The organism is Streptomyces sp. CWNU-52B, from assembly GCF_047444975.1.
GTDB lineage: Bacteria > Actinomycetota > Actinomycetes > Streptomycetales > Streptomycetaceae > Streptomyces.
Genome location: NZ_JBLFJV010000011.1, coordinates 333,795 through 353,790 on the forward strand (window position 1 = coordinate 333,795; position 19,996 = coordinate 353,790).

Consider the following 19,996-nt stretch of genomic DNA (forward strand, 5'->3'; position numbering starts at 1 on the left):
CCGTGACGACGAGAGTGTGTCCGCCCCGGCGCGCGGCGGCGACGAGGGTGCTGCCCGCCTGGGAGGTGTAACCGTTCTTGATGCCGATGAGCCCCGGATAGGGCTCGACCCCGTCGGCGCCGGTCAGCAGCCGGTTGGTGTTCTGGATGTCGTACGCCGAGCCGTCGCCGGGGAACAGGGCGTGGGCGGTGGCGCAGTAGCGCGCGAAGTCCGCGTTCCGGAGCCCCGCGCGCCCGAAGACGGCCAGGTCGAACGCGGACGACACCTGTCCGGGCATGTCGTAGCCGTCGGGTGAGACGACCCGGGTGTCACGGGCGCCCAGGGCCCGCGCCTTGGCCTGCATCTGGGTCGCGGTGCTGTGCCAGCCGCCGTTCATCCGGGCGAGTACGCGCACGGCGTCGTTGCCCGAGTTGAGGAAGACCCCGCGCCACAGGTCGGACGCGCGGTAGGTGTGACCCGCGCGGACGCCCACCAGGCTGCTGCCGGCGCCGATGCCGGCCAGGTCCGCCTCGGTGACGGTGTGCCGGACGGCCGGGGGCAGCACCGGGAGCACGGTCACCGCGAAGAGGGTCTTGAGCGTGCTGGCGGGCGGAAGGGCGACATGCGCGTCCTGTGCGGCGAGCACCTCGCCGGTGTCGGCGTCGGCCACCAGCCAGGACCGCGCGGAGAGGTCCCGCGGTACGCCGGGCGCCCCGGCCCGGGGCCGGACCTGCGTGCCGGGTCGGTCGAGTGTCGACGGTGACGGCGGTGACGGTGGTTCGGCGGCGTTCGGCGCGGGCCCGGTGTGCGCGCTGCCCGTTCCGGCGAAGGAACCGGTGGCGTCCGTGTGCGCCCCGCTGAGGACCACGGCCGGGCCCGGTGCCAGGGCGAGCGCCCCGACGACGCAGAGGGCGGAGCAGGAGACGGCAGTGCGGGCGCGGAATCCGATCGTCATACCGCAAACGTAGGAACGCCCAGGTCGCACGGCCTGCTGCCCCGGCCGAACGGAGCTGTCGAACACCCGGATGCCGCAGCGGACACCGGAGTCCGGCAGGATTCACTGGCTCCCCGGGACCGTCTGCTGGACCTGCCGGAGGAACGTGGCGTTGTCCGGGGTCGCCCGCATCCGCTCCAGCAGGGTCTCCAGGCCGGCCTGGCCGTCCCCGCGGGAGTGCAGGGCACGCCGCAGACCGCGCAGGGCCGTCAGTTCGGCGGCCGGGACCAGGAGTTCCTCCCGGCGGGTGCCGGACGGGGTGATGTCCACGGCGGGGAACACCCGCCGGGACGCGAGGGCGCGGTCCAGCCGCAGCTCCATGTTGCCGGTGCTCTTGAGCTCCTCGAAGTAGAAGTCGTCGGCGCGCGAACCGGTGTCCACGAGCGCCGTGGCGAGGATGGTGAGCGAACCGCCCTCCTCGGTGAGACGCGCGGCGCCGAAGAGCCGCTTGGGCCCGTGCAGGGACGCCGCGTCGACGCCGCCGCTGAGGGTGCGGCCACCCGCGGCGGCCGCGTTGTTGTGCGCCCGGCACAGCCGGGTGAGCGAGTCGAGGAGGATCACGACGTCCTGGCCCTCCTCCACGAGCCGCTTGGCCCGTTCGACGGCCAGGTCGGCGAGCGCGATGTGCTGCTTGGGGGTCTGGTCGAAGGTGGAGGCGAGCACCTCACCGCGTACGGAGCGGCGCATGTCGGTGACTTCCTCGGGACGTTCGTCGAGGAGCACCACCATCAGATGGGCCTCGGGGTGGTTGCCGGCGACGGCGGCGGCCAGTTGCTGGATCAGCACCGTCTTGCCGGTCTTGGGCGGGGCGACGATCAGGCCGCGCTGGCCCTTGCCGATCGGCGCCACCAGGTCGACGAGGCGGGTGGTCAGACCGCCCGCGGGGTGTTCCAGCCGCAGCCGCTCGCGCGGGTGCAGCGGGGTCAGATCGCGGAAGTGCGGACGGCCGCGTGCCTCGTCGGCGGGGCGGCCGTTGATCCGCTCGATCTCGGTGAGGGCGCGCTGCCGGCCGCGTACGCCGTCGACGCGGTCGCCCTTGCGCAGGCCGTACCGGCGGATCAGCGCGGTGGAGACCTGGAGGTCGCCCGCTCCGGGGAGCAGGCTCTCGGCGCGCAGGTGGCCCTGCCCGTTCGAGGTGATGTCGAGTACGCCGGTGGCCTGCTCCTGTGTGACGGGAGTGGGCGGGCGTTCGAGTGTGGTGGTCATGAGGGGTGTCCTTTCGTGGACGGTTTCGCGTTCATGGGGTCATGGGGGTGGGGGAGAGGCCGGAGCAGGGGCGGTGTCGGCTCGCCCTGCCGGGCGGGAAGCGTCATCTCTCGCGCCGGGTACCGCCGGGGACGGGCCCACGGCGGTACCACTCGTGCGATCCGTGGGGCGAGACGCACGAACGTCCCGAGGACGTACGTGACCTGTGTGCCGTACGGAGAGAGGTGGTGCTGAGAAGCTGCGGCGCCGGTCGGTAATCGACGGGCGGAACAGCTGGATGAGGTGAATCGGCACCGGCGCCTGAAGCAGGCGTACACAAGTGCTGATGACACTGTAGCACCATCCCGTCCGGTGCGGGTCGACCGGACCGATCCCCGATATGTTGACAGGGGTGGCACCTCGCGCCACGGTGGTCGGCATGGCCGATGCCGGGATCGTCGAACGGGTAAGGGAACTACGGCCGTTGATCAGGCGCAACGCGCTGCGCGCCGAGCAGGAACGGCGGGTGCCGGACGAGGTCGTCGCCGCGCTGACGGGCACCGGTGTGAACCGGATGAACGTCCCTGAGCGGTACGGCGGTTACCGCACTCCGCTGCACACCCAGATCGACGTGTTCGCCGAGATCGCCGTCGAGTGCGCCTCCACGGCGTGGGTGACACTCGGTCATGCGGGGGTCTCGTACATCGCGGCGCTCTTCTCCGACGAGGCGCAGGACGACTTCTTCACCGGGCCGAGCGGTCCGGACGTCAGGATCGGCGGCACGCTCGTCCCCGGCGCCACGGCGGTGCCGTACGACGGGGGCTATCGGGTGAACGGCGCCTCGGGCTTCGCCACCGGCTGTCACCACGCCGCCTGGCATCTGCTGACGGCCGCGGCGACCCGGGCCGACGGACAGCCCCAGGAGGGGCCGCCCGAGATGCTGTGGGTCGCGGTGCCGATGTCCGAGCTGGAGATCCTGGACGACTGGGACGTCACAGGTCTCGCCGGTACCGGGAGCAACACCGTCGTGGCCCGGAACATTCCCGTGCCCGCGCACCGGGTGGTGCCGGTGGGGCCGCTGCTCGCCGGGCTGATCCCGTCGAAGACCAACGCGGACGACCCGTTCTACCGCATGCCGGTGCTGCCCCTGTTCTGCGCCTGGGCGGCGTCGGCGGCGCTGGGCCTGGGGCGGGCGGCGCTGACGGAGTTCGAGGAGCGCATCCACCGGCGCGGCATCACGTACACCTTCTACGAGCGGCAGAACGAGGCCACCGTCACCCATCTGCAGGCCGCCGAGGCGCAGATGAGGATCTCCGCCGCCGAACTGGTGGCCGCCCGGCTGATCGCCGAGATCGAGACCAAGGCCCGCGACGGCGACGCGTACACGCCGCGGGAGCGGGCCAGGATCCGGGCCGAGAGCGGCTATCTCACCCGGCTCTGCAAGGAGGCCGTGGATCTGCTCGCCTCGGCGGCCGGCGCCTCCTCCCTCCGGCGGGACGTGCCCATGCAGCGCATCGCCCGCGACATCCAGGCCCTGAGCCTGCACTCCTTCGTGAACCCGACCACCAATCTGGAGATCTACGGGCGTGTGCTCTCGGGCGTCGACCCGGGCACCCCGTTCCTGTGACGGCCGCCCTCCCGGAAGCCGGTCGGTCTAAGCTGGGCGGCGATGTTCACCCCGCAAGGTCCCACGGTCCGCGAACTCGCCGTGCAGGCGCTGTCGTCCGTCGAGCACGGCTACGACCTGCTCGCGCCGAAGTTCGACCACACCCCGTTCCGTACGCCGGACTCGTTCCTGCGGTCCACCGCGCGAACCCTTGAGGGCATCGGGCCGTTCGAGAGCGGCCTCGACCTGTGCTGCGGCACCGGCGCGGGCATGGACGTGCTGGCAGCGGTGTGCCGGGAGCGGGTCACCGGCCTCGACCTCAGCGCGGGCATGCTCGACGTGGCGAGGCGCCGTGAGCGGGCCGGCGGGCCGCCCGCCACCTGGGTGCGCGGTGACGCCCGCGCCCTGCCGTTCGGCCCGGCCTTCGACCTGGTGGTGAGCTTCGGGGCGTTCGGCCACTTCCTGCCCCGTGAGCTGCCGGGGCTGTTCACCCAGGTCCGTTCGGTGCTGCGGCCCGGCGGGCGGTTCGCCTTCCCGATCGTGGCGCCGGCCCGCCCGGGTTCGCGCGGCTACTGGGCCATGCTCGGCTTCGACGGGGCGATGAAGGTGCGCAACGCGCTGTGGCGTCCCCCGTTCGTCATGTACTACCGCGAGTTCCGGCTCGGTGACGTACAGCGGGAACTGTCCCGCGCGGGCTTCACGGCCGAGCTGTACGCCCTGCCCGAGTTCGGCCGCAGGGACGACGGCAGCCCGCGCTGCCGCCTGGTCGTGGCCACCGGGCAGGGACAGCCGGCCTAGCCCGGCCCGCTGAGGCCCGCCGCACCCCGCTCACGCACGGACGCGCTGGTCCGCGGGCTGTGGCCGCCGCTCGGCCCCCGTGCGTATGAGTGCCGTCAAGAGCGCCCGGAGCGGAGTCAGGGAGCCGTCAACGGACGCGGCGAACGGTCCCGGCGGATGTTTGCTCAGAAGGTCAACGCGTTCCCCGGTGCCCGACGCGGTCGGTCAGGACACCGGGATCGCATCCCGACCCTCATCCAGGAGCTCACGATGGCCGATGTGGCCTTCGTCGTCATCACGATCGCGGTCTTCGCGCTGGTGGCCCTCGTCGCCAAGGGGGTGACGAAGCTGTGACCGCCGAGAACATCGTCGGCCTGGTCGTGGCCGTCGCCCTGCTGGGCTATCTCGTCCTCGCCCTTGTGTTCCCCGAGAGGTTCTGAGCGCCGACATGAGCCCCGTACTCGCCGGCGTCCTCCAGCTGCTGGCACTCACAGCGGCGCTGGCGCTCGCCCACCGCCCCCTCGGCGACCACATGGCCAGGGTCTACTCCTCGGACCGGCATCTGCGGGTCGAGAAGTGGATCTACAAGGGCATCGGCGCCGACCCGGACACCGGGATGCGCTGGCCCGCCTATCTGCGCGGCGTCCTCGCCTTCTCCGCCGCCGGTGTGCTCTTCCTGTATCTGCTGCAGCGCCTGCAAGGGGTGCTGCCCGGTTCGCTGGGCTTCGCGTCGATCGATCCGGACCAGGCGTTCAACACCGCCGCCTCCTTCGTCACGAACACCAACTGGCAGTCGTACTACGGCGAACAGGCCATGGGCCACGTCGTGCAGACCGCCGGTCTCGCCGTGCAGAACTTCGTCTCCGCGGCCGTCGGCATGGCGGTCGCCGTCGCCCTGGTGCGTGGCTTCTGCCGTTCGCGCACCGGCGAACTGGGCAACTTCTGGGCGGACCTGGTCCGCGGTGTCGTCCGCGTCCTCGTACCGCTGGCCGTGGTCGCCGCTCTCGTCCTGGCCGCCTGCGGGGTGATCCAGAACTTCTCCGGCATCCACGAGGTCGGCCAGTTCTCGGGCGGCCCGCAGCAGTGGAACGGCGGCGCGGTCGCCTCCCAGGAAGCCATCAAGGAGCTGGGCACCAACGGCGGCGGCTACTTCAACGCCAACAGCGCCCACCCCTTCGAGAACCCCACCCCGTTCTCGAACCTCTTCGAGATCTTCCTGCTCCTGGTCGTCCCGTTCTCGCTGACCCGCACCTTCGGCCGCATGGTCGGCAGCCTCCGGCAGGGATACGCGATCCTCGCCACCATGGCCACCATCTGGGCCGGCTTCGTGGCCCTGATGATGTGGACCGAGTTCGCCCACCACGGCCCGGCCTTCGACCTGGCGGGCGGCGCGCTGGAGGGCAAGGAGACCCGGTTCGGCGTCGGCGCCTCGTCGATCTTCGCGGTGTCCACCACCCTGACCTCGACCGGCGCGGTGGACTCGTTCCACTCCTCGTTCACCGGGCTCGGCGGCGGCATCACCCTGCTGGGCATGCAACTGGGCGAGATCGCGCCCGGCGGTACCGGCTCCGGGCTGTACGGCATGCTGATCATGGCGGTCATCACGGTGTTCATCGCCGGTCTGATGGTCGGCCGCACACCCGAGTACCTGGGCAGGAAGATCGGCACCCGCGAGATCAAGTTCGCCGCCCTGTACATCCTCGTCACCCCGGCCTTGGTCCTCGTCCTCACCGCCGCGGCCATGGCCCTGCCGACCCCCGGGAACTCGATGACCAACAGCGGGGCGCACGGCTTCTCCGAGATCCTGTACGCCTACACGTCCGCGGCCAACAACAACGGCTCGGCCTTCGCCGGGCTCAACGCGGACACGCAGTGGTTCAACAGCACCCTGGGCCTGGCGATGCTGCTGGGCCGGTTCCTGCCGATGGTGTTCGTGCTCGCACTGGCCGGCTCGCTCGCCGGGCAGCGGCCCGTGCCGGTGACCGCGGGCACCCTGCGCACCGAGAAGCCGCTGTTCACCGGGTTGCTGGTGGGCGCGATCCTCGTCATCACCGGTCTGACGTATTTCCCCGCGCTCGCACTGGGCCCGCTCGCCGAAGGACTGGCGTCATGACCACTCGTACGCACAAGAAGCAAGAGGACTCCATGTCCACAGTCACCGGGACCGGCGCACCGCACCCTGCCGCCCCGACCGGGCACGGCAGCGGCGAGGGCCGGGTCGGCGCGGGTCTCTTCGAACCGAGGCTGCTGGTCAGATCGTTGCCGGAGGCCTTCCGCAAGCTCGATCCGCGGATCATGGTCAAGTCTCCCGTGATGTTCGTGGTGCTGGTCGGCTCGGTCCTGACGACCGTGTTCTCGTTCCAGGACCCCGGTGACCTGTTCGGCTGGGCGATCAGCGCCTGGCTCTGGCTCACCGTGGTCTTCGCCAACCTGGCGGAGGCGGTGGCGGAGGGCCGCGGCAAGGCGCAGGCGGACACGCTGCGCAAGGCCAAGACCGACACCGTCGCCCGTCGGCTGTCCAGGGACGGCACGTCCGAGGAGGAGGTGCCGGGCGCCGGGCTGCGCGTCGGCGATCTGGTCGTCTGCGAGGCGGGCGACACCGTCCCCGGCGACGGTGACGTCGTCGAGGGCGTGGCGTCCGTGGACGAGTCGGCGATCACGGGGGAGTCGGCCCCGGTCATCCGCGAGTCGGGGGGTGACCGCTCGGCCGTCACCGGCGGGACGAAGGTGCTGTCCGACCGGATCGTCGTCAAGATCACCACCAAGCCCGGCGAGACGTTCATCGACCGGATGATCAACCTGGTCGAGGGCGCGGCCCGGCAGAAGACGCCCAACGAGATCGCGCTGAACATCCTGCTGGCCTCGCTGACGGTCGTCTTCCTCCTCGCGGTGGCCACGCTGCCGCCGTTCGCGGACTACGCGGGCACCCACCTCACCCTGGTCGTGCTGGTGGCGCTGCTGGTCTGTCTGATCCCGACCACGATCGGCGCGCTGCTCTCCGCGATCGGCATCGCCGGCATGGACCGCCTGGTGCAGCGCAACGTGCTGGCCATGTCCGGCAGGGCGGTCGAGGCCGCCGGTGACGTCTCCACGCTGCTGCTCGACAAGACCGGCACCATCACGCTCGGCAACCGCCAGGCGGCCGAGTTCGTGCCCGTCGGGGGTACGGGCGAGGCCGAACTGGCCGATGCCGCGCAGCTGTCGTCGCTGGCCGACGAGACCCCCGAGGGCCGCTCGGTCGTGGTCCTGGCGAAGGAGCGGTACGGGCTGCGCGAACGCGCCCGGGGCGAACTCGCGAACGCCGAGTGGATCACCTTCACCGCCCAGACCCGGATGTCGGGGGTGGACGTCGACGGACGCAGGATCCGCAAGGGCGCGGCCGGTTCGGTTCTCGGCTGGGTGAAGGAGCGCGGCGGCGTGGTCGCCGAGGACGCCGCCACCGTGAGTGACCGGATGGCCCAGGCGGGCGGTACCCCGCTGCTCGTGGCGGTCGAGGACACCGAAGGCGCCCGGGTGCTGGGCGTCGTCCACCTCAAGGACGTCGTCAAGGACGGTATGCGCGAGCGGTTCGACGAACTGCGCCGGATGGGCATCAGGACCGTCATGATCACCGGTGACAACCCGCTGACGGCCAAGGCCATCGCCGAGGAGGCGGGCGTCGACGACTTCCTCGCGGAGGCCACCCCCGAGGACAAGATGGCGCTCATCAAGCGTGAGCAGGCGGGTGGCAAGCTCGTCGCGATGACCGGCGACGGTACGAACGACGCGCCGGCGCTGGCCCAGGCGGACGTGGGCGTGGCCATGAACACCGGGACCTCGGCCGCCAAGGAGGCCGGGAACATGGTCGACCTGGACTCCAACCCGACCAAGCTCATCGAGATCGTCGAGATCGGCAAGCAACTCCTCATCACCCGGGGCGCGTTGACGACCTTCTCGATCGCCAACGACGTCGCGAAGTACTTCGCGATCATCCCGGCGCTGTTCGCGGCGGTGTACCCGGGCCTGGACAAGCTCAACATCATGCGGCTGTCCTCGCCCGACTCGGCCATCCTGTCCGCGGTCGTCTTCAACGCGCTGATCATCATCGCGCTGGTGCCGCTCGCCCTGCGGGGGGTGCGGTACCGGCCGCTGAGCGCGGACCGGCTGCTGCGGCGCAACCTCGGTGTCTACGGACTGGGCGGCCTGATAGCGCCGTTCATCGGCATCAAGGCCATCGACCTGCTCATCTCCCTCCTCCCCGGCCTGTGACTCCCCGCGTCCGCGGCTTCCTGAAAGCGTGCTGATCGTCATGAACAACTCGGTCACGAACACCGCCCGGCTGCTGGCGGCGGGTCTGCGTGCGCTGCTCGTCCTCACCGTGGTCTGCGGAGTGATCTACCCGCTGGCGGTGACGGGCGCCGCCCAGGCGCTCTTCCACTCCGAGGCGAACGGCTCGGAGATCTCGTCGGGCGGCAAGGTCGTCGGCTCGTCGCTCATCGGCCAGCAGGGCTACGGGCTCGACTGGTTCCAGCCCAGGCCGGCGAACGGCCTGGGGGAGAACTCGGTCAACACCCGGTACGAGCTGATCCTCTCGGGCGCCACCAACCGCTCCGGGGACAACGCCGAACTGATCGCCTGGGTGAAGGAGGCGAAGGCCCGGGTCGTCAAGGACAACTCGACGGCCGGCTACACGGTCCGGCCGTCCCAGGTCCCCGCCGACGCGGTCACGTCCTCCGGATCGGGCCTGGACCCGGACATCTCCCCGGCGTACGCCGCTCTCCAGGTGCACCGGGTCGCCGAGCGGAACGACCTGCCCGTGGCGCGGGTCCAGCAGCTCGTGGACCGGCACACCGAAGGCCGCACTCTCGGATTCATCGGCGAGCCCCGGGTGAACGTCCTCGAACTCAACGCCGCGCTCCGGGAGTTGACCAAGAACTGAAGGCGGGGCGCTGGAGGTTCGGGGGTGAAGACCCGGCGCGCCGAAGACCGCCTCCTGCAGACCGCCTTTTGAATACCGGGTGCTGAGGCCGGTGTGCGACCGCGGGCTCCCGCTACGCGAAGATGCCCGCGGTCGCGACCTCCACGCGCCTGCGTGCGGTCCGCCGGTCGTCCCGGAACCGGTCGACCCCCCAGGACAGCGCCGTGATCAGCTCGAACACCTCGTCGGCGGTGACACCGTCGAGCGCGTCGCCCGAGGACTTCGCCCGGTCCAGGAGGACGCCTGTCCGTGTCAGCAGCGGGTTCCGTACGGCGTTCATGGACGACTCGGGGTCGTCACGGGCGAGGTCGATGCAGTGCGGCAGGTCGTGCCAGATGCGCAGCTCCCAGGTCAGCCGCACCAGCCACTCCGAGAGGGCCTCACGCGGGGCCAGGTCGCGGGACAGCTCGTCCGCCTCGGCCAGCGCGACGTCGATGCTGGTCTCCATGACCGCGGCCAGCAGGTCGTCGCGGGTCGGGAAGTTGCGGTAGAGCGTGGCGTTTCCCACCCCCGCGCGCAGGGCGATGCCGTCGAGCGAGGCGAGTACGCCGTCCGTCTCGAAGGTCTCGCGCGCCGCTCTAAGGATCGCGTCGCGGTTCCGCCGCGCGTCGGCACGCAGCGGACGCGGTTCCTTCGCGGCGGCACCTCGGGCAGCCCCCTGGGCAGCGGTCATGACCGTCCCTCCTTGACTAAGCGGGGAGAGTCCCCACATACTCATTCGGGGATCATCCCCACTTAGTCGAGGAGTATAGATGAATCAGTCACTCGCCGGCCGGACCGTGCTCGTGACGGGTGCGAACGGCGGGCTCGGGGAGCAGTTCGTGCTGCAGGCGCTCGAACGGGGCGCGGGCCGGGTCTACGCCGCCGCACGCACGCCGAAGCGCTGGGACGACGAGCGGGTCGAGCCCCTGTCCCTGGACATCACGGACCCCGGTGACGCCGTCCGCGCCGTCGCGGCCGCACCCGACGTCGACCTGTTGGTCAACAACGCGGGTATCGCACCCGCCGGGGATCTCGTCTCGGGGGACGAGGACGAGATCCGCCGGATCTTCGAGACGAACTTCTTCGGGACGCTCCGCGTCGCGAACGCCTTCGCCCCGGTGCTGGCCGCGGGCGGCGGCGGGACGCTCCTGAACATCCTGTCCTCGGCGGCCTGGGTGAACGTGCCGACCGGTTACGCGGCGTCGAAGGCCGCGATGTGGTCGGCGACCAACGCGCTGCGGGCGCTCCTGCAGGGGCAGGGCACTCAGGTGATCGGCCTCCTCGTCGGCATGGTCGACACCCCGATGACGGCGAGCCTGGACGTTCCGAAGGTCAGCGCCGCGAGCGTCGTCGCGCAGGCCTACGACGGGGTCGCGGACGGCTCGATCGAGGTGCTGGCCGACGAGTCGACGCGCGATCTGAAGTCCCGGCTGAGCGACAGCGCCGAGGAGCTCTACCCCTGGCTCGACAAGCAGCTCGAACCGTTCATGGCCGCGTTCCGGTCCTGACGCCGTCCCCCTGTCGCCCGTCGAGCGTGACCTCCTGGCCGGCCGCTGGTCAGCGGCCTGCGCGGGCCGTTGTCAGTGGCCCGCGCTAGTGTGCCAAGCGTCTGTTCGTTTGGTCCGATCTGGGAGGTTTTCATGGCTACCCGCCTCAATCCCTACATCAGCTTCGACGGGGACGCCCGACCGGCGATGGAGTTCTACAAGGAGGTCTTCGGCGGCACGCTCGCGCTCAACACCTTCGGTGAGTCCGGAGCGCCGAGCGGCCCGGCCGCCGACAAGATCATGCACGGCATGCTGGAGACCCCGAGCGGCTTCACCCTGATGGGCGCCGACACCCCACCAGGCATGGAGTACGCGAAGGGCGGCAACTTCTCGGTGAGCCTGAGCGGCGACGACGAAGCCGAACTGCGCGGCTACTGGGAGAAGCTGTCGGCGGGCGGCACCGTCGCCGTCCCGCTGGAGAAACAGATGTGGGGCGACGTCTTCGGCATGTGTACGGACCGGTTCGGCATCCCCTGGATGGTCAACATCGGCCAGGCGCAGGGCTGAGGGCGCCTCTCGACGCCCTGGAGCCGAGCCGGCGGGTACGGGGGAGGGCGGCCCCGTCGGGCCGCCCTCCGCCGCGGCGGGCACCTGCGGACGGAACCGACGGAGACCGGTGGCACACTGACCCGGTCACCGAAGGAGCCCAGCCAGTGCCCATGATCCGCAACCTGAGCAGAGCGGTTCGCCGCGCCCACCGCCGCCCGGTGGACCTCAGCCACCCCGCCCGCTCCCCGCTCGGCAGCGCGGTGGAGAACTGCGTCGTCTACCACGGGGGCGGCCGGCAGCCCGGCGACTGGGCACCGGACGCGGCGATCGGCCGGACCCGCGAAGGCGGCCGGGACGGCTTCGTGTGGATCGGGCTCCACGAGCCCACCGAGGACGAGTTCGCAGACCTCGCCAAGCTGTTCGGCCTGCATCCGCTCGCCGTCGAGGACGCGGTCCACGCCCACCAGCGACCGAAGGTCGAGCGGTACGACGACACCCTGTTCGCCGTCTTCAAGACCGTCAGGTACGTCGAGCACGAGCAGCTCACCGCGACCAGCGAGGTCGTGGACACCGGCGAACTGATGGTCTTCGTCGGCCGGGACTTCGTGATCACCATCCGGCACGGCGGCCACGGCTCCCTCGGTCCGCTCCGCGAGGCACTGGAGCGGCTGCCCGACCAGTTGCGCAAGGGGCCCTCGGCGGTCCTGCACGCCATCGCGGACCAGGTGGTCGACGACTACCTCCGCGTCACGGACGCCGTGCAGAACGACATAGAGGCCGTGGAGACCGCGGTCTTCGCCGAGCGCACCGCCCGCGGCGACGCGGGCCAGATCTACCAGCTCAAGCGCGAACTCCTCGAACTGAAACGGGCCGTGGTCCCGCTGCACCGGCCCCTGCAGATCCTCGCCCATGAACCGCCGGCCGCCGTCTCCCCGGAGATACAGCCGTACTTCCGTGACGTGGCCGACCATCTGGCCCGCGCCACCGAGCAGATCAACGCCTTCGACGGCCTGCTCGACTCGATCCTCCAGGCCCACGTGGCCCAGGTGACGGTCGCCCAGAACGAGGACATGCGCAAGATCACGGCCTGGGCCGCCATCGTGGCCGTACCCACCATGGTCTGCGGCATCTACGGAATGAACTTCGACCACATGCCGGAACTGCACTGGAGGTACGGCTATCCCCTCGCCCTCGGGGTCATCGCCACCCTCTGCCTCGTCATCCACCGGGGGTTCCGCCGCAACGGCTGGCTGTGACGCCGGTCCGGCCGAGCCCTGCCGCGCGGCGCGGTCAGAGGTCCGCCTCGTCGAGCACACCGTCCGGGGCGTCGCCCAGCGCGAGCCGTATCGCCTCCTCCGGACTCAGCCCCCGGCCCTCGCTCACCGCCTCGGCGAATCCGGCGGTGCCGAGGGCCGAGCGCAGCCGGCGTGCGTACTCCCTGCGGAAGACGGTCGTCTCGATGTCGGCGAGCTGGGGGAGCCCGGCCGCGTGCCAGAGGCGCGTGCCCACGCCCAGCAGCCGGGCCGCGCGTTCGGGCTCGCCACCGGCGGCCTCCGCGACGATCAGGAGATCGGCGACGGCCGCCGCGCCGAAACGGTCGTGGACACGCCACTTGGCCGCCAGAGCCGCGCGCGCGGACGGCAGCGCGTCCAACGGCCGCCCGAGCCCGATCCCGGCGAGAGCGACGAAGAATTCACCCCAGGCCCGCATCCACAGCTCCCCGCGCTTCGCACAGGCGGCCCGCAGCCGCTCCGCGACCACCGCGCACCGCTCGAACGCGCCCTGACCGGCCAGGAGATACGCCTGCACGGCCAACGTCAGCAGCTGGAAGAACTCCGCGCCGCCCCCGCCCCCGGGCCCCTGGGTACTGCTGCCGTACAGCAGGGCGGAGCGCGCCGACTCACCGCGCACCGCGAGGCTCGCGCCGGTCAACGGCAGCGCGGGGACCGGGAGATGACGCTCCTGCGCCAGCCACACGTACGCCGCGCTCACGGACTCGGCGGCGTCCACGTCGTCCGGCACGACGGTGACCAGCCGGTGCGCCCAGGTCGCCAGGTCGTACCCGGGGACCTGCTCGGGCGCCCGGCGCAGGGCCCGCTCCAGATAGCCGCGCCCCTCGTCGGCGAACCCGCACGCGAACCAGAAGTACCAGAGCGTGCCCGTGAGTTCGAGCGCCGTCTCGTGTTCGAGCGCCGCCAGGCTCTCCTCCACCGCGACCCGCAGATTGGGATGCTCCACACTCAGCCGCTCGGCCCACATCCGCTGGCCGGGACCCAGCCACTCTGCCTCCCCCTGGCGGGCGACCCAGCGGAAGTAGTCGAGGTGACGGGCGCGTACGGCGTCCTGTTCACCGAGGCCCTCCAGCCAGTCGGCGCCGAAGGTACGGACGGTGTCCAGCATGCGGTAGCGCGCGGCCACCCCCTGGTTCTCGCGTGTGACGATCGACTTCTCGGTGAGTGAGGCGAGCAGCGCCAGGATCACCTCGGCGTCCAGCGGGCCGCCGTGGCACACGAATTCGGCGGCCTCCACGTCCCAGCCCCCCGCGAACACCGACAGCCTGGCCCACAACAGCCGCTCCAGCGGAGTGCACAGCTCATGGCTCCAGCCGATCGCCGTACGCAGCGTCTGATGCCGGGCGAGCCGGGGGCGGGCGGCGGAGACGAGCAGGTCGAAGCGGGAGTCCAGGCCCCGCAGCAGACGGTCGAGGGGGAAGCCGCGCAGCCGGACCGCGGCCAGCTCCAGGGCGAGCGGGATCCCGTCGAGCCGCGCGCAGACCGCCGCCACCTCGGCCCGGTTGGCGTCGGTCAGGGCGAACGACGGCACGGCCGCCGCGGCGCGGGCCGCGAACAGGGCCACCGCGTCGGCGTGTTCACCGAGCGGCAGCGGAGTCACCGACAACAGGTGCTCCCCTGGCACGCCCAGCGGTTGACGGCTGGTCGCCAGGACCCGTAACTCCGGTACGTGTGCCAGGAGTTCCTGTACGACCCGGCCGCACTCGTCGAGCACGTGCTCGCAGGTGTCCAGGACGAGCAGCAGCGGCCCGTCGTCGAGGTGCTCGCTGACCGCCACCAGCAGCGGGCGGAGCGTCTGTTCGGTCAGCCGGGTGGCCTCGGCCACGGCGTTCGTGAGGAGGTCCGGGTTCTGCAGGTCGGAGAGTTCCACCAGCCAGGCTCCGCCGGGGAACGCCGGCTGGGCGAGCTGCGCGGCCCGCAGTGCCAGCCGGGACTTGCCGACCCCGCCGGGACCGGTGAGGGTCAGCAGCCGAGCCGATTCCAGCAGGGCGGACATCCGGGCGAGTTCGGACGTGCGGCCGACGAACGTATTGGACTCGGAGGGCAGATTGCCCCTTCTCCTGTTGCGTACCGAGGCGCACATCGCTCCTCCTCACCCAACCGCTGGCGGTCACCTTAACGCTCCGCGACGGCTGTGTCCGAGCCCCGGCGCCGTGACCGGCAATCGGGTCTTCGCCCTCACACCGTGGCCTCAACGGGCGTAGCGTGGAGGCGTTCCGGCACACCGAGCGGGAGATCTGGGAGGTGCGGGACATGGAAGTGGTGCGCGCGCTCAGAGCGGTCGGAGAGATGCGCGCAGGCGACCATCTGCTCCTCGGCTACGACGCGGACGAGGAGCGCGAGACCGTGGTCGCCGCGTTCCTCCTCGACGGACTCGCCAGCGGTCACCGGGGGCTCGTGCTGGGCCCGGCCGACCTGCCGGCCGAACTCGCCCTCACCTTCCTGGAGTCCCGCGGCTGTGCCGTCGACGACGAACTGGCCGCCGGACGGCTGACGGTGGACCCGCTCCTCGCGACCCCCGAAGGGCTGTGGGACCTCGACGAGACGATCCGCCGCGAGACGCGCCGCGCGGTCGGTGACGGCTATCTCGGCCTGCGCGTCAGCATGGAGATCGTGCGTGGACAGGCGGGCAAGGGACTCAAGACGCTGCACGACAGCGAACTCCTCCTGGAACCCGTCTTCGCGTCCCTGCCGGTCCTCGGCATCTGCCAGTACGACCGCCGGGTCTTCGACGACTTCGAACTGGCACCGCTCGACGGGCTGCACCACGGCCGGGTCGCCGCCGACCTCGTGTGGCGCGACGAACTGCTCTCCATCACCCGTACCTTCGCGCCGCCGGGCCTGGCGCTCTCCGGGGAGGTGGACGACACGAACGTGACCGCCCTGGCGCGCGCCCTGCAGGCCGAGACGGCCCGGGTGCGGGCCAGGCCGGTCAACGGCACGAGTACCCGGCTCGATCTGCGGAACCTGGCGTTCATCGACGTCGGCGCGCTGCGTCTGCTGGTGTTCTCGGCGCTCGCCCTGCACACCAGTGGCGACACGCTCGTCCTGTACGGGGTCGCGCCGCACATCCAGCGGCTGATGCGCGTCACCGGCTGGGACCGGATACCGGGGCTGCGGCTCCACAAGGGGGATGTGAGAGAGGGGGCGATCCCATGACCCGTACGGGGTTCGTCCACCAGGCGCTGTGCTACGCGTCGGACGAGGAGTTCCTCGACGGCGCGCTCCTCTTCGCCCTCGACGGACTGGACGCCGACGACAGCGTCCTCGCCGTCCTCGCGCCCCGGAACATCGGCCTGCTCGGCCGGGCGCTCGGCCACCGCTGCGACGACGTCGAGTTCGGCGACGCCGCCGACTGGTACGGCTGCCCGTCCCGCACCCTGGGCCGCTACAGCGCCTACTGCGCCGACCACGACACGGACGGGGCCGGCCGCCCTTCCCGGGTACGGATCATCGGCGAGCCCGGCTGGCCGGACCGCACGGAGTTCGAGACCCGTGAGTGGATGCGCTACGAATCCCTGCTCAACGTGGCCTTCGCGGGCACCGGACACCGGATCCTCTGCCCGTACGACACCCGCGCACTGCCGCCGGAAGTGGCCCGTTCCGTGCCCCGTACACATCCCGAACTCGCCCTGAGCGCGGGGGAGTCGACGGCCAGCGGACACTACGCGGATCCCGCCGACTTCTACGCCGAGTGCGACGCTGCGCGGCCGAGCGGGCTGCCCGACGGGCGCGACGACATCCCCTTCGGCCGCGGCAGGTCGGCGCATGTGCGGCGTGCCCTGCACCGGTACGCCCTCGACCTGGGAATGTCCGAGCAGCGGTTGCACGACATGGTGGCCGCGGTGCACGAGGTGGTGGCCAACTCCGTGCGCCACGGGGGCGGCCGGGGTGTCCTGCGGCTGCGTACCGACTTCGAGTACGTGATCTGCGAGGTCGCGGACGTCGGCACGCGGGCGTCGACGGCGCCGCCGCAGTTCCCGGGGCACCTGCCGCCGGACCGACGGGCCGTGAGCGGCCACGGGATGTGGGTGGTGCGTCAGTTGAGCGATCTGCTCACGGAGACACTGGACCCGGCGGGCTCGGTGGTGCGCCTGTACTTCAAGAGGTCCGCCGCCGTGTGACCCGTCGTGTGACCTGTGGGTGATCTGCTGTGCACGCCGCGTACGGCCCGTTCCAGGGGTGCGCCGCGCGTGCGGTCAGGAGGCCGGCTCCGACGGCAGTGTCGCCAGTCCGGCGCGCAGGAAGGCCATCGCCGTGTCGATGCTGCCTTCGTCGGGCCGGTAGCACACCTCGCTGATCACGGCGGCAGCGGCGGCCGCCGCCATGCGCGGCCCGAAGTCGTCCGGGGAACCGCCCCGTTCCTCGGCGAGGATCTTCGCACCGTACTGGATGACCTCCGCCACGCGCGCCCCGGCGACCCCGGCCAACTGCGGGTTCAGCTCCAGCACGCGGTCGGCGAGCTCGTCCAGATCGCTGCGCTGGGTGTTCTCCTCGCGCAGCCAGCGCTCCAGCGCGTCCAGGATCGTCACCCCCTCCTCCCGCTCGTGCACAGCGGTCCTGAGCCGGTCCGTGACGGAGTCGAACTCCGACATCGCCAGCTCCAGCTTGGACGGGAAGTACAGAGTGACCGTGCGGGGGGAGACCTCCGCCGCCGCGGCGATGTCGGCGATCGTCGTCGTCTCGAACCCGCGGTCGGCGAACAGCTCGTAGGCCGCCCGGACGATCGCATCCCGGCGACGCGCCTTGCTGCGTTCCCGTAGGCCGTCACTCGTCATGAGCACACTTTACCAGGCGTGGTTAATTTACATCCGACTGCAAAAATGCTTTAGGGTGTAGAGATGTCGCGGTCCGGACGGGGCCCGCGGGGAGAAGGAGGAAGTCGGCATGGCGTCACGCCTGTACACCTTGGGACGTTGGGCGGTGCACCGGCGTGGCAGGGTGCTGGCCGTCTGGCTGCTGCTGCTCGCCGTGGTCGGCGGACTCGGCATCACCCTGCACGGCAAGGCGAGCACCGAGTTCTCGGTGCCGGGCATCGAGTCGCAGCAGGCCCAGGACCTGCTGGAGGAGAAGTTCCCGGCCGCCGCGGGCGGGGTGGCCCGGATCGTGTTCGCCGCCCCCGAGGGCGACACGCTCACCGGGTCCGGCGCCGAGCCGGCTCTCGCCGCGAGCCTGAAGAAGGCCGCCACGGTCCCCGGAGTGGTGAGCGTCTCCGACCCCGCCAAGACCGGGACGGTCTCGCGGACCGGGCGCATCGGCTACGCGGACGTACGGTTCCGTCAGTCCGCCGACAACGTGCCCGAGACGTCCAAGGACGCCCTGTCGGACGCGATGGAGCAGGCCCGGGACGCCGGTCTCGAGGTCGAGTTCGGCGGCTCGGCGATGCAGCCGAAGACCGAGGTCGGCGGACCGGCGGAGATCGTCGGTGTGGTGATCGCCTTCGCCGTCCTGGCCCTCGCCCTGGGCTCCCTGGTCGCGGCCGGGCTGCCGCTGCTGACCGCGGTCGTGGGGGTCGCGATCGGTGTGCTGGGCGTCCAGTTCGTCTCCCGCTTCATCGACATGACCAGCACCGCCACCGTCCTCGCCCTCATGATCGGCCTGGCGGTGGGCATCGACTACGCCCTGTTCATCCTCTCCCGCCACCGCGAGCAACTCGCCGATCCCGACACGGACGTCGAGGACTCGATCGCACGGGCCGTCGCCACCGCGGGCAGCGCCGTCGTCTTCGCCGGAGCGACCGTGATCATCGCGCTGGCCGCGCTGGCGGTCACCGGCATCCCGTTCCTCACGATCATGGGCCTGGCGGCCGCCGTGACCGTCCTGCTCGCCGTGCTCATCGCCATCACCCTGGTCCCCGCGGTGCTGGGACTGTTCGGTGAGCGGCTGCGCCCGCGTGCCCGCCGTCCCGAGCGCGCTCCCGGCTCCTGGGCCCTGGGCTGGGCCCGGGTGGTCACCGGCAAGCCGCTGATCGTTCTGCTGGTGGGCGTGGTCGGCCTGCTCGCGCTCGCCCTGCCCGCCCGCGACCTGCGTCTGGGACTGCCCGGTTACGCCTCGCAGCCCGCCGACAGCACCCAGCACAAGGGCTACGACCTGCTGAGCGAAGGCTTCGGAGTCGGCTTCAACGCGACCGTCACCGCCGTCGTCGACACCACCGGGATCCCGGCGGCCGAGCGCACCGACACCCTGACCACGCTGCGTACGACCCTGGCGCGTGACCCCGGGGTGGCCGCGGTCGCCCCGCCCGTCACCAACCCGGGCGCCGACCTCGCGATCGTCGCGGTCGTCCCGCGAACCGGCCCGGACGCCGAGGCCACCACCGACCTGGTGCACCGCCTGCGGGACACCGCGCCCGCTGTCGACAAGGCAGGCGGCACCCTCTACATCGCCGGCGCCACCGCCGCGGCCATCGACGTCGCGGGCAAACTGTCCGACGCCCTGCCGCTGTTCATCGCGATCATCGTGATCCTCGCGCTGATCCTGCTGACCGTCGCCTTCCGGTCCCTGCTGGTCCCGGTCAAGGCCGCCCTCGGCTTCCTCCTGTCGGTCGCCGCGTCCCTCGGCGCCACCGTGTGGGTCTTCCAGAACGGCCACCTCAACGGCCTCCTGGACATCCCGTCCGCCGGACCCGTCACCAGCTTCCTCCCGGTCCTCGTCATCGGAGTTCTCTTCGGGCTGGCCATGGACTACGAGGTCTTCCTCGTCAGCCGCATGCGCGAGCACTACGAGCAGACGGGTGACGCGGCCGAGGCCATCGTCCACGGGGTGGCCCGCAGCGGCCGGGTGGTCAGCGCCGCCGCGCTGATCATGGTCGCGGTCTTCGGCGGGTTCGTCTTCAACCACGACCCCATCATCAAGTCCATCGGCTTCGCGCTGTCCTTCGGCGTCTTCGTGGACGCGTTCGTGGTCCGTATGACCCTCGTCCCGGCAGCCATGGCCCTGATCGGCCGCCGTGCCTGGGGGCTGCCCGGGTGGCTCGACCGCGTCACGCCCGATGTGGACATCGAGGGCGCCAAGCTTCCGGGAAGCGTCCCGGCCGCACAGGACGCCCAGGGTGGCCGGGACGGCGGGGACGGCCGGGACGGCGGGGACGGCCGGGACGAGCAGCGCGAAGCGGTCGGCGTGCACGGCTCCCGCTGACCGGAAGGCGCGCCCGGGTGCCGCGGTCCCCGCACGACAGGGATCGCGGCA

General features: G+C 71.4%; 17 protein-coding genes and 1 pseudogene. 13 read left to right on the plus strand and 5 right to left on the minus strand.

Annotated elements, in window-relative coordinates:
- Position 1: 1 nt before the first annotated feature.
- A pseudogene (locus ACLVWQ_RS14550) lies at positions 2-934 on the minus strand (D-alanyl-D-alanine carboxypeptidase family protein); the annotation flags it as partial.
- Between the two features lie 102 nt (positions 935-1,036).
- Positions 1,037-2,179 carry a transcription termination factor Rho gene (rho, locus tag ACLVWQ_RS14555; RefSeq protein WP_414109005.1) on the minus strand — a complete coding sequence of 381 codons (1,143 nt, stop codon included), beginning with the start codon at positions 2,177-2,179 and terminating at the stop codon, positions 1,037-1,039.
- A 391-nt stretch (positions 2,180-2,570) separates the two neighbouring features.
- Between rho and ACLVWQ_RS14560 the strand changes: the two genes are divergently transcribed.
- The 7 genes from ACLVWQ_RS14560 (at position 2,571) to ACLVWQ_RS14590 (ending at position 9,459) form a co-directional block, all read left to right on the plus strand.
- Positions 2,571-3,785 carry a flavin-dependent monooxygenase gene (locus tag ACLVWQ_RS14560; protein WP_414109007.1) on the plus strand — a complete coding sequence of 405 codons (1,215 nt, stop codon included), beginning with the start codon at positions 2,571-2,573 and terminating at the stop codon, positions 3,783-3,785.
- A 42-nt stretch (positions 3,786-3,827) separates the two neighbouring features.
- Positions 3,828-4,562: a class I SAM-dependent methyltransferase gene (locus ACLVWQ_RS14565; protein WP_414109008.1), complete on the plus strand. Its 735-nt coding sequence runs from the start codon at positions 3,828-3,830 to the stop codon at positions 4,560-4,562.
- Between the two features lie 156 nt (positions 4,563-4,718).
- Positions 4,719-4,895: a hypothetical protein gene (locus ACLVWQ_RS14570; RefSeq protein WP_414109009.1), complete on the plus strand. Its 177-nt coding sequence runs from the start codon at positions 4,719-4,721 to the stop codon at positions 4,893-4,895.
- Positions 4,892-4,981: a K(+)-transporting ATPase subunit F gene (kdpF, locus tag ACLVWQ_RS14575; RefSeq protein WP_033264828.1), complete on the plus strand. Its 90-nt coding sequence runs from the start codon at positions 4,892-4,894 to the stop codon at positions 4,979-4,981. Before ACLVWQ_RS14570 ends, kdpF begins: the two co-directional genes overlap by 4 nt.
- 8 nt (positions 4,982-4,989) lie before the next feature.
- Positions 4,990-6,654, plus strand: coding sequence for a potassium-transporting ATPase subunit KdpA (kdpA, locus tag ACLVWQ_RS14580; protein WP_414109010.1), 1,665 nt, complete (start codon positions 4,990-4,992; stop codon positions 6,652-6,654).
- The gene (kdpB, locus tag ACLVWQ_RS14585; RefSeq protein WP_414109011.1) at positions 6,651-8,789 is read left to right on the plus strand and encodes a potassium-transporting ATPase subunit KdpB; all 2,139 of its coding nucleotides are present in this window, start codon (positions 6,651-6,653) and stop codon (positions 8,787-8,789) included. Before kdpA ends, kdpB begins: the two co-directional genes overlap by 4 nt.
- Before the next feature lie 40 nt (positions 8,790-8,829).
- Positions 8,830-9,459 (plus strand): potassium-transporting ATPase subunit C, encoded by a 630-nt coding sequence (locus tag ACLVWQ_RS14590; RefSeq protein ID WP_414109070.1) that lies wholly within the window; start codon positions 8,830-8,832, stop codon positions 9,457-9,459.
- A 112-nt stretch (positions 9,460-9,571) separates the two neighbouring features.
- Here the strand turns inward: ACLVWQ_RS14590 and ACLVWQ_RS14595 are convergent, their stop codons facing one another.
- On the minus strand, positions 9,572-10,171 hold the full coding sequence (locus ACLVWQ_RS14595; RefSeq protein WP_414109013.1) for a TetR/AcrR family transcriptional regulator: 600 nt from the start codon (positions 10,169-10,171) through the stop codon (positions 9,572-9,574).
- A gap of 79 nt (positions 10,172-10,250) precedes the next feature.
- Here ACLVWQ_RS14595 and ACLVWQ_RS14600 point away from each other — a divergent pair, with 79 nt between their 5' ends.
- The 3 genes from ACLVWQ_RS14600 to corA all read left to right on the plus strand — a co-directional run bounded on the left by ACLVWQ_RS14600 (position 10,251) and on the right by corA (position 12,772).
- On the plus strand, positions 10,251-10,988 hold the full coding sequence (locus ACLVWQ_RS14600) for an SDR family oxidoreductase (RefSeq protein WP_414109015.1): 738 nt from the start codon (positions 10,251-10,253) through the stop codon (positions 10,986-10,988).
- Positions 10,989-11,120: 132 nt separating this feature from the next.
- Positions 11,121-11,534, plus strand: coding sequence for a VOC family protein (locus ACLVWQ_RS14605; protein WP_414109016.1), 414 nt, complete (start codon positions 11,121-11,123; stop codon positions 11,532-11,534).
- A gap of 152 nt (positions 11,535-11,686) precedes the next feature.
- On the plus strand, positions 11,687-12,772 hold the full coding sequence (corA, locus tag ACLVWQ_RS14610) for a magnesium/cobalt transporter CorA (RefSeq protein WP_414109017.1): 1,086 nt from the start codon (positions 11,687-11,689) through the stop codon (positions 12,770-12,772).
- Between the two features lie 34 nt (positions 12,773-12,806).
- Here the strand turns inward: corA and ACLVWQ_RS14615 are convergent, their stop codons facing one another.
- Positions 12,807-14,891, minus strand: coding sequence for an ATP-binding protein (locus ACLVWQ_RS14615; protein WP_414109018.1), 2,085 nt, complete (start codon positions 14,889-14,891; stop codon positions 12,807-12,809).
- A 122-nt stretch (positions 14,892-15,013) separates the two neighbouring features.
- On the opposite strand from ACLVWQ_RS14615, the gene ACLVWQ_RS14620 reads away from it, so the two are divergent.
- Both ACLVWQ_RS14620 and ACLVWQ_RS14625 read left to right on the plus strand, forming a co-directional pair.
- On the plus strand, positions 15,014-15,967 hold the full coding sequence (locus tag ACLVWQ_RS14620; RefSeq protein ID WP_414109020.1) for an MEDS domain-containing protein: 954 nt from the start codon (positions 15,014-15,016) through the stop codon (positions 15,965-15,967).
- Complete coding sequence (locus ACLVWQ_RS14625; protein ID WP_414109021.1) at positions 15,964-16,932, plus strand: anti-sigma factor RsbA family regulatory protein; 969 nt, start codon at positions 15,964-15,966, stop codon at positions 16,930-16,932. The genes ACLVWQ_RS14620 and ACLVWQ_RS14625 overlap by 4 nt, the downstream gene beginning before the upstream one ends.
- Positions 16,933-17,007: 75 nt before the next feature.
- Here ACLVWQ_RS14625 and ACLVWQ_RS14630 read toward each other — a convergent pair whose 3' ends face one another.
- Positions 17,008-17,586 carry a TetR family transcriptional regulator gene (locus tag ACLVWQ_RS14630; RefSeq protein ID WP_414109022.1) on the minus strand — a complete coding sequence of 193 codons (579 nt, stop codon included), beginning with the start codon at positions 17,584-17,586 and terminating at the stop codon, positions 17,008-17,010.
- 109 nt (positions 17,587-17,695) lie between these two features.
- Between ACLVWQ_RS14630 and ACLVWQ_RS14635 the strand changes: the two genes are divergently transcribed.
- Complete coding sequence (locus tag ACLVWQ_RS14635; protein ID WP_414109023.1) at positions 17,696-19,945, plus strand: MMPL family transporter; 2,250 nt, start codon at positions 17,696-17,698, stop codon at positions 19,943-19,945.
- The last annotated feature ends 51 nt before the right edge of the window (positions 19,946-19,996 follow it).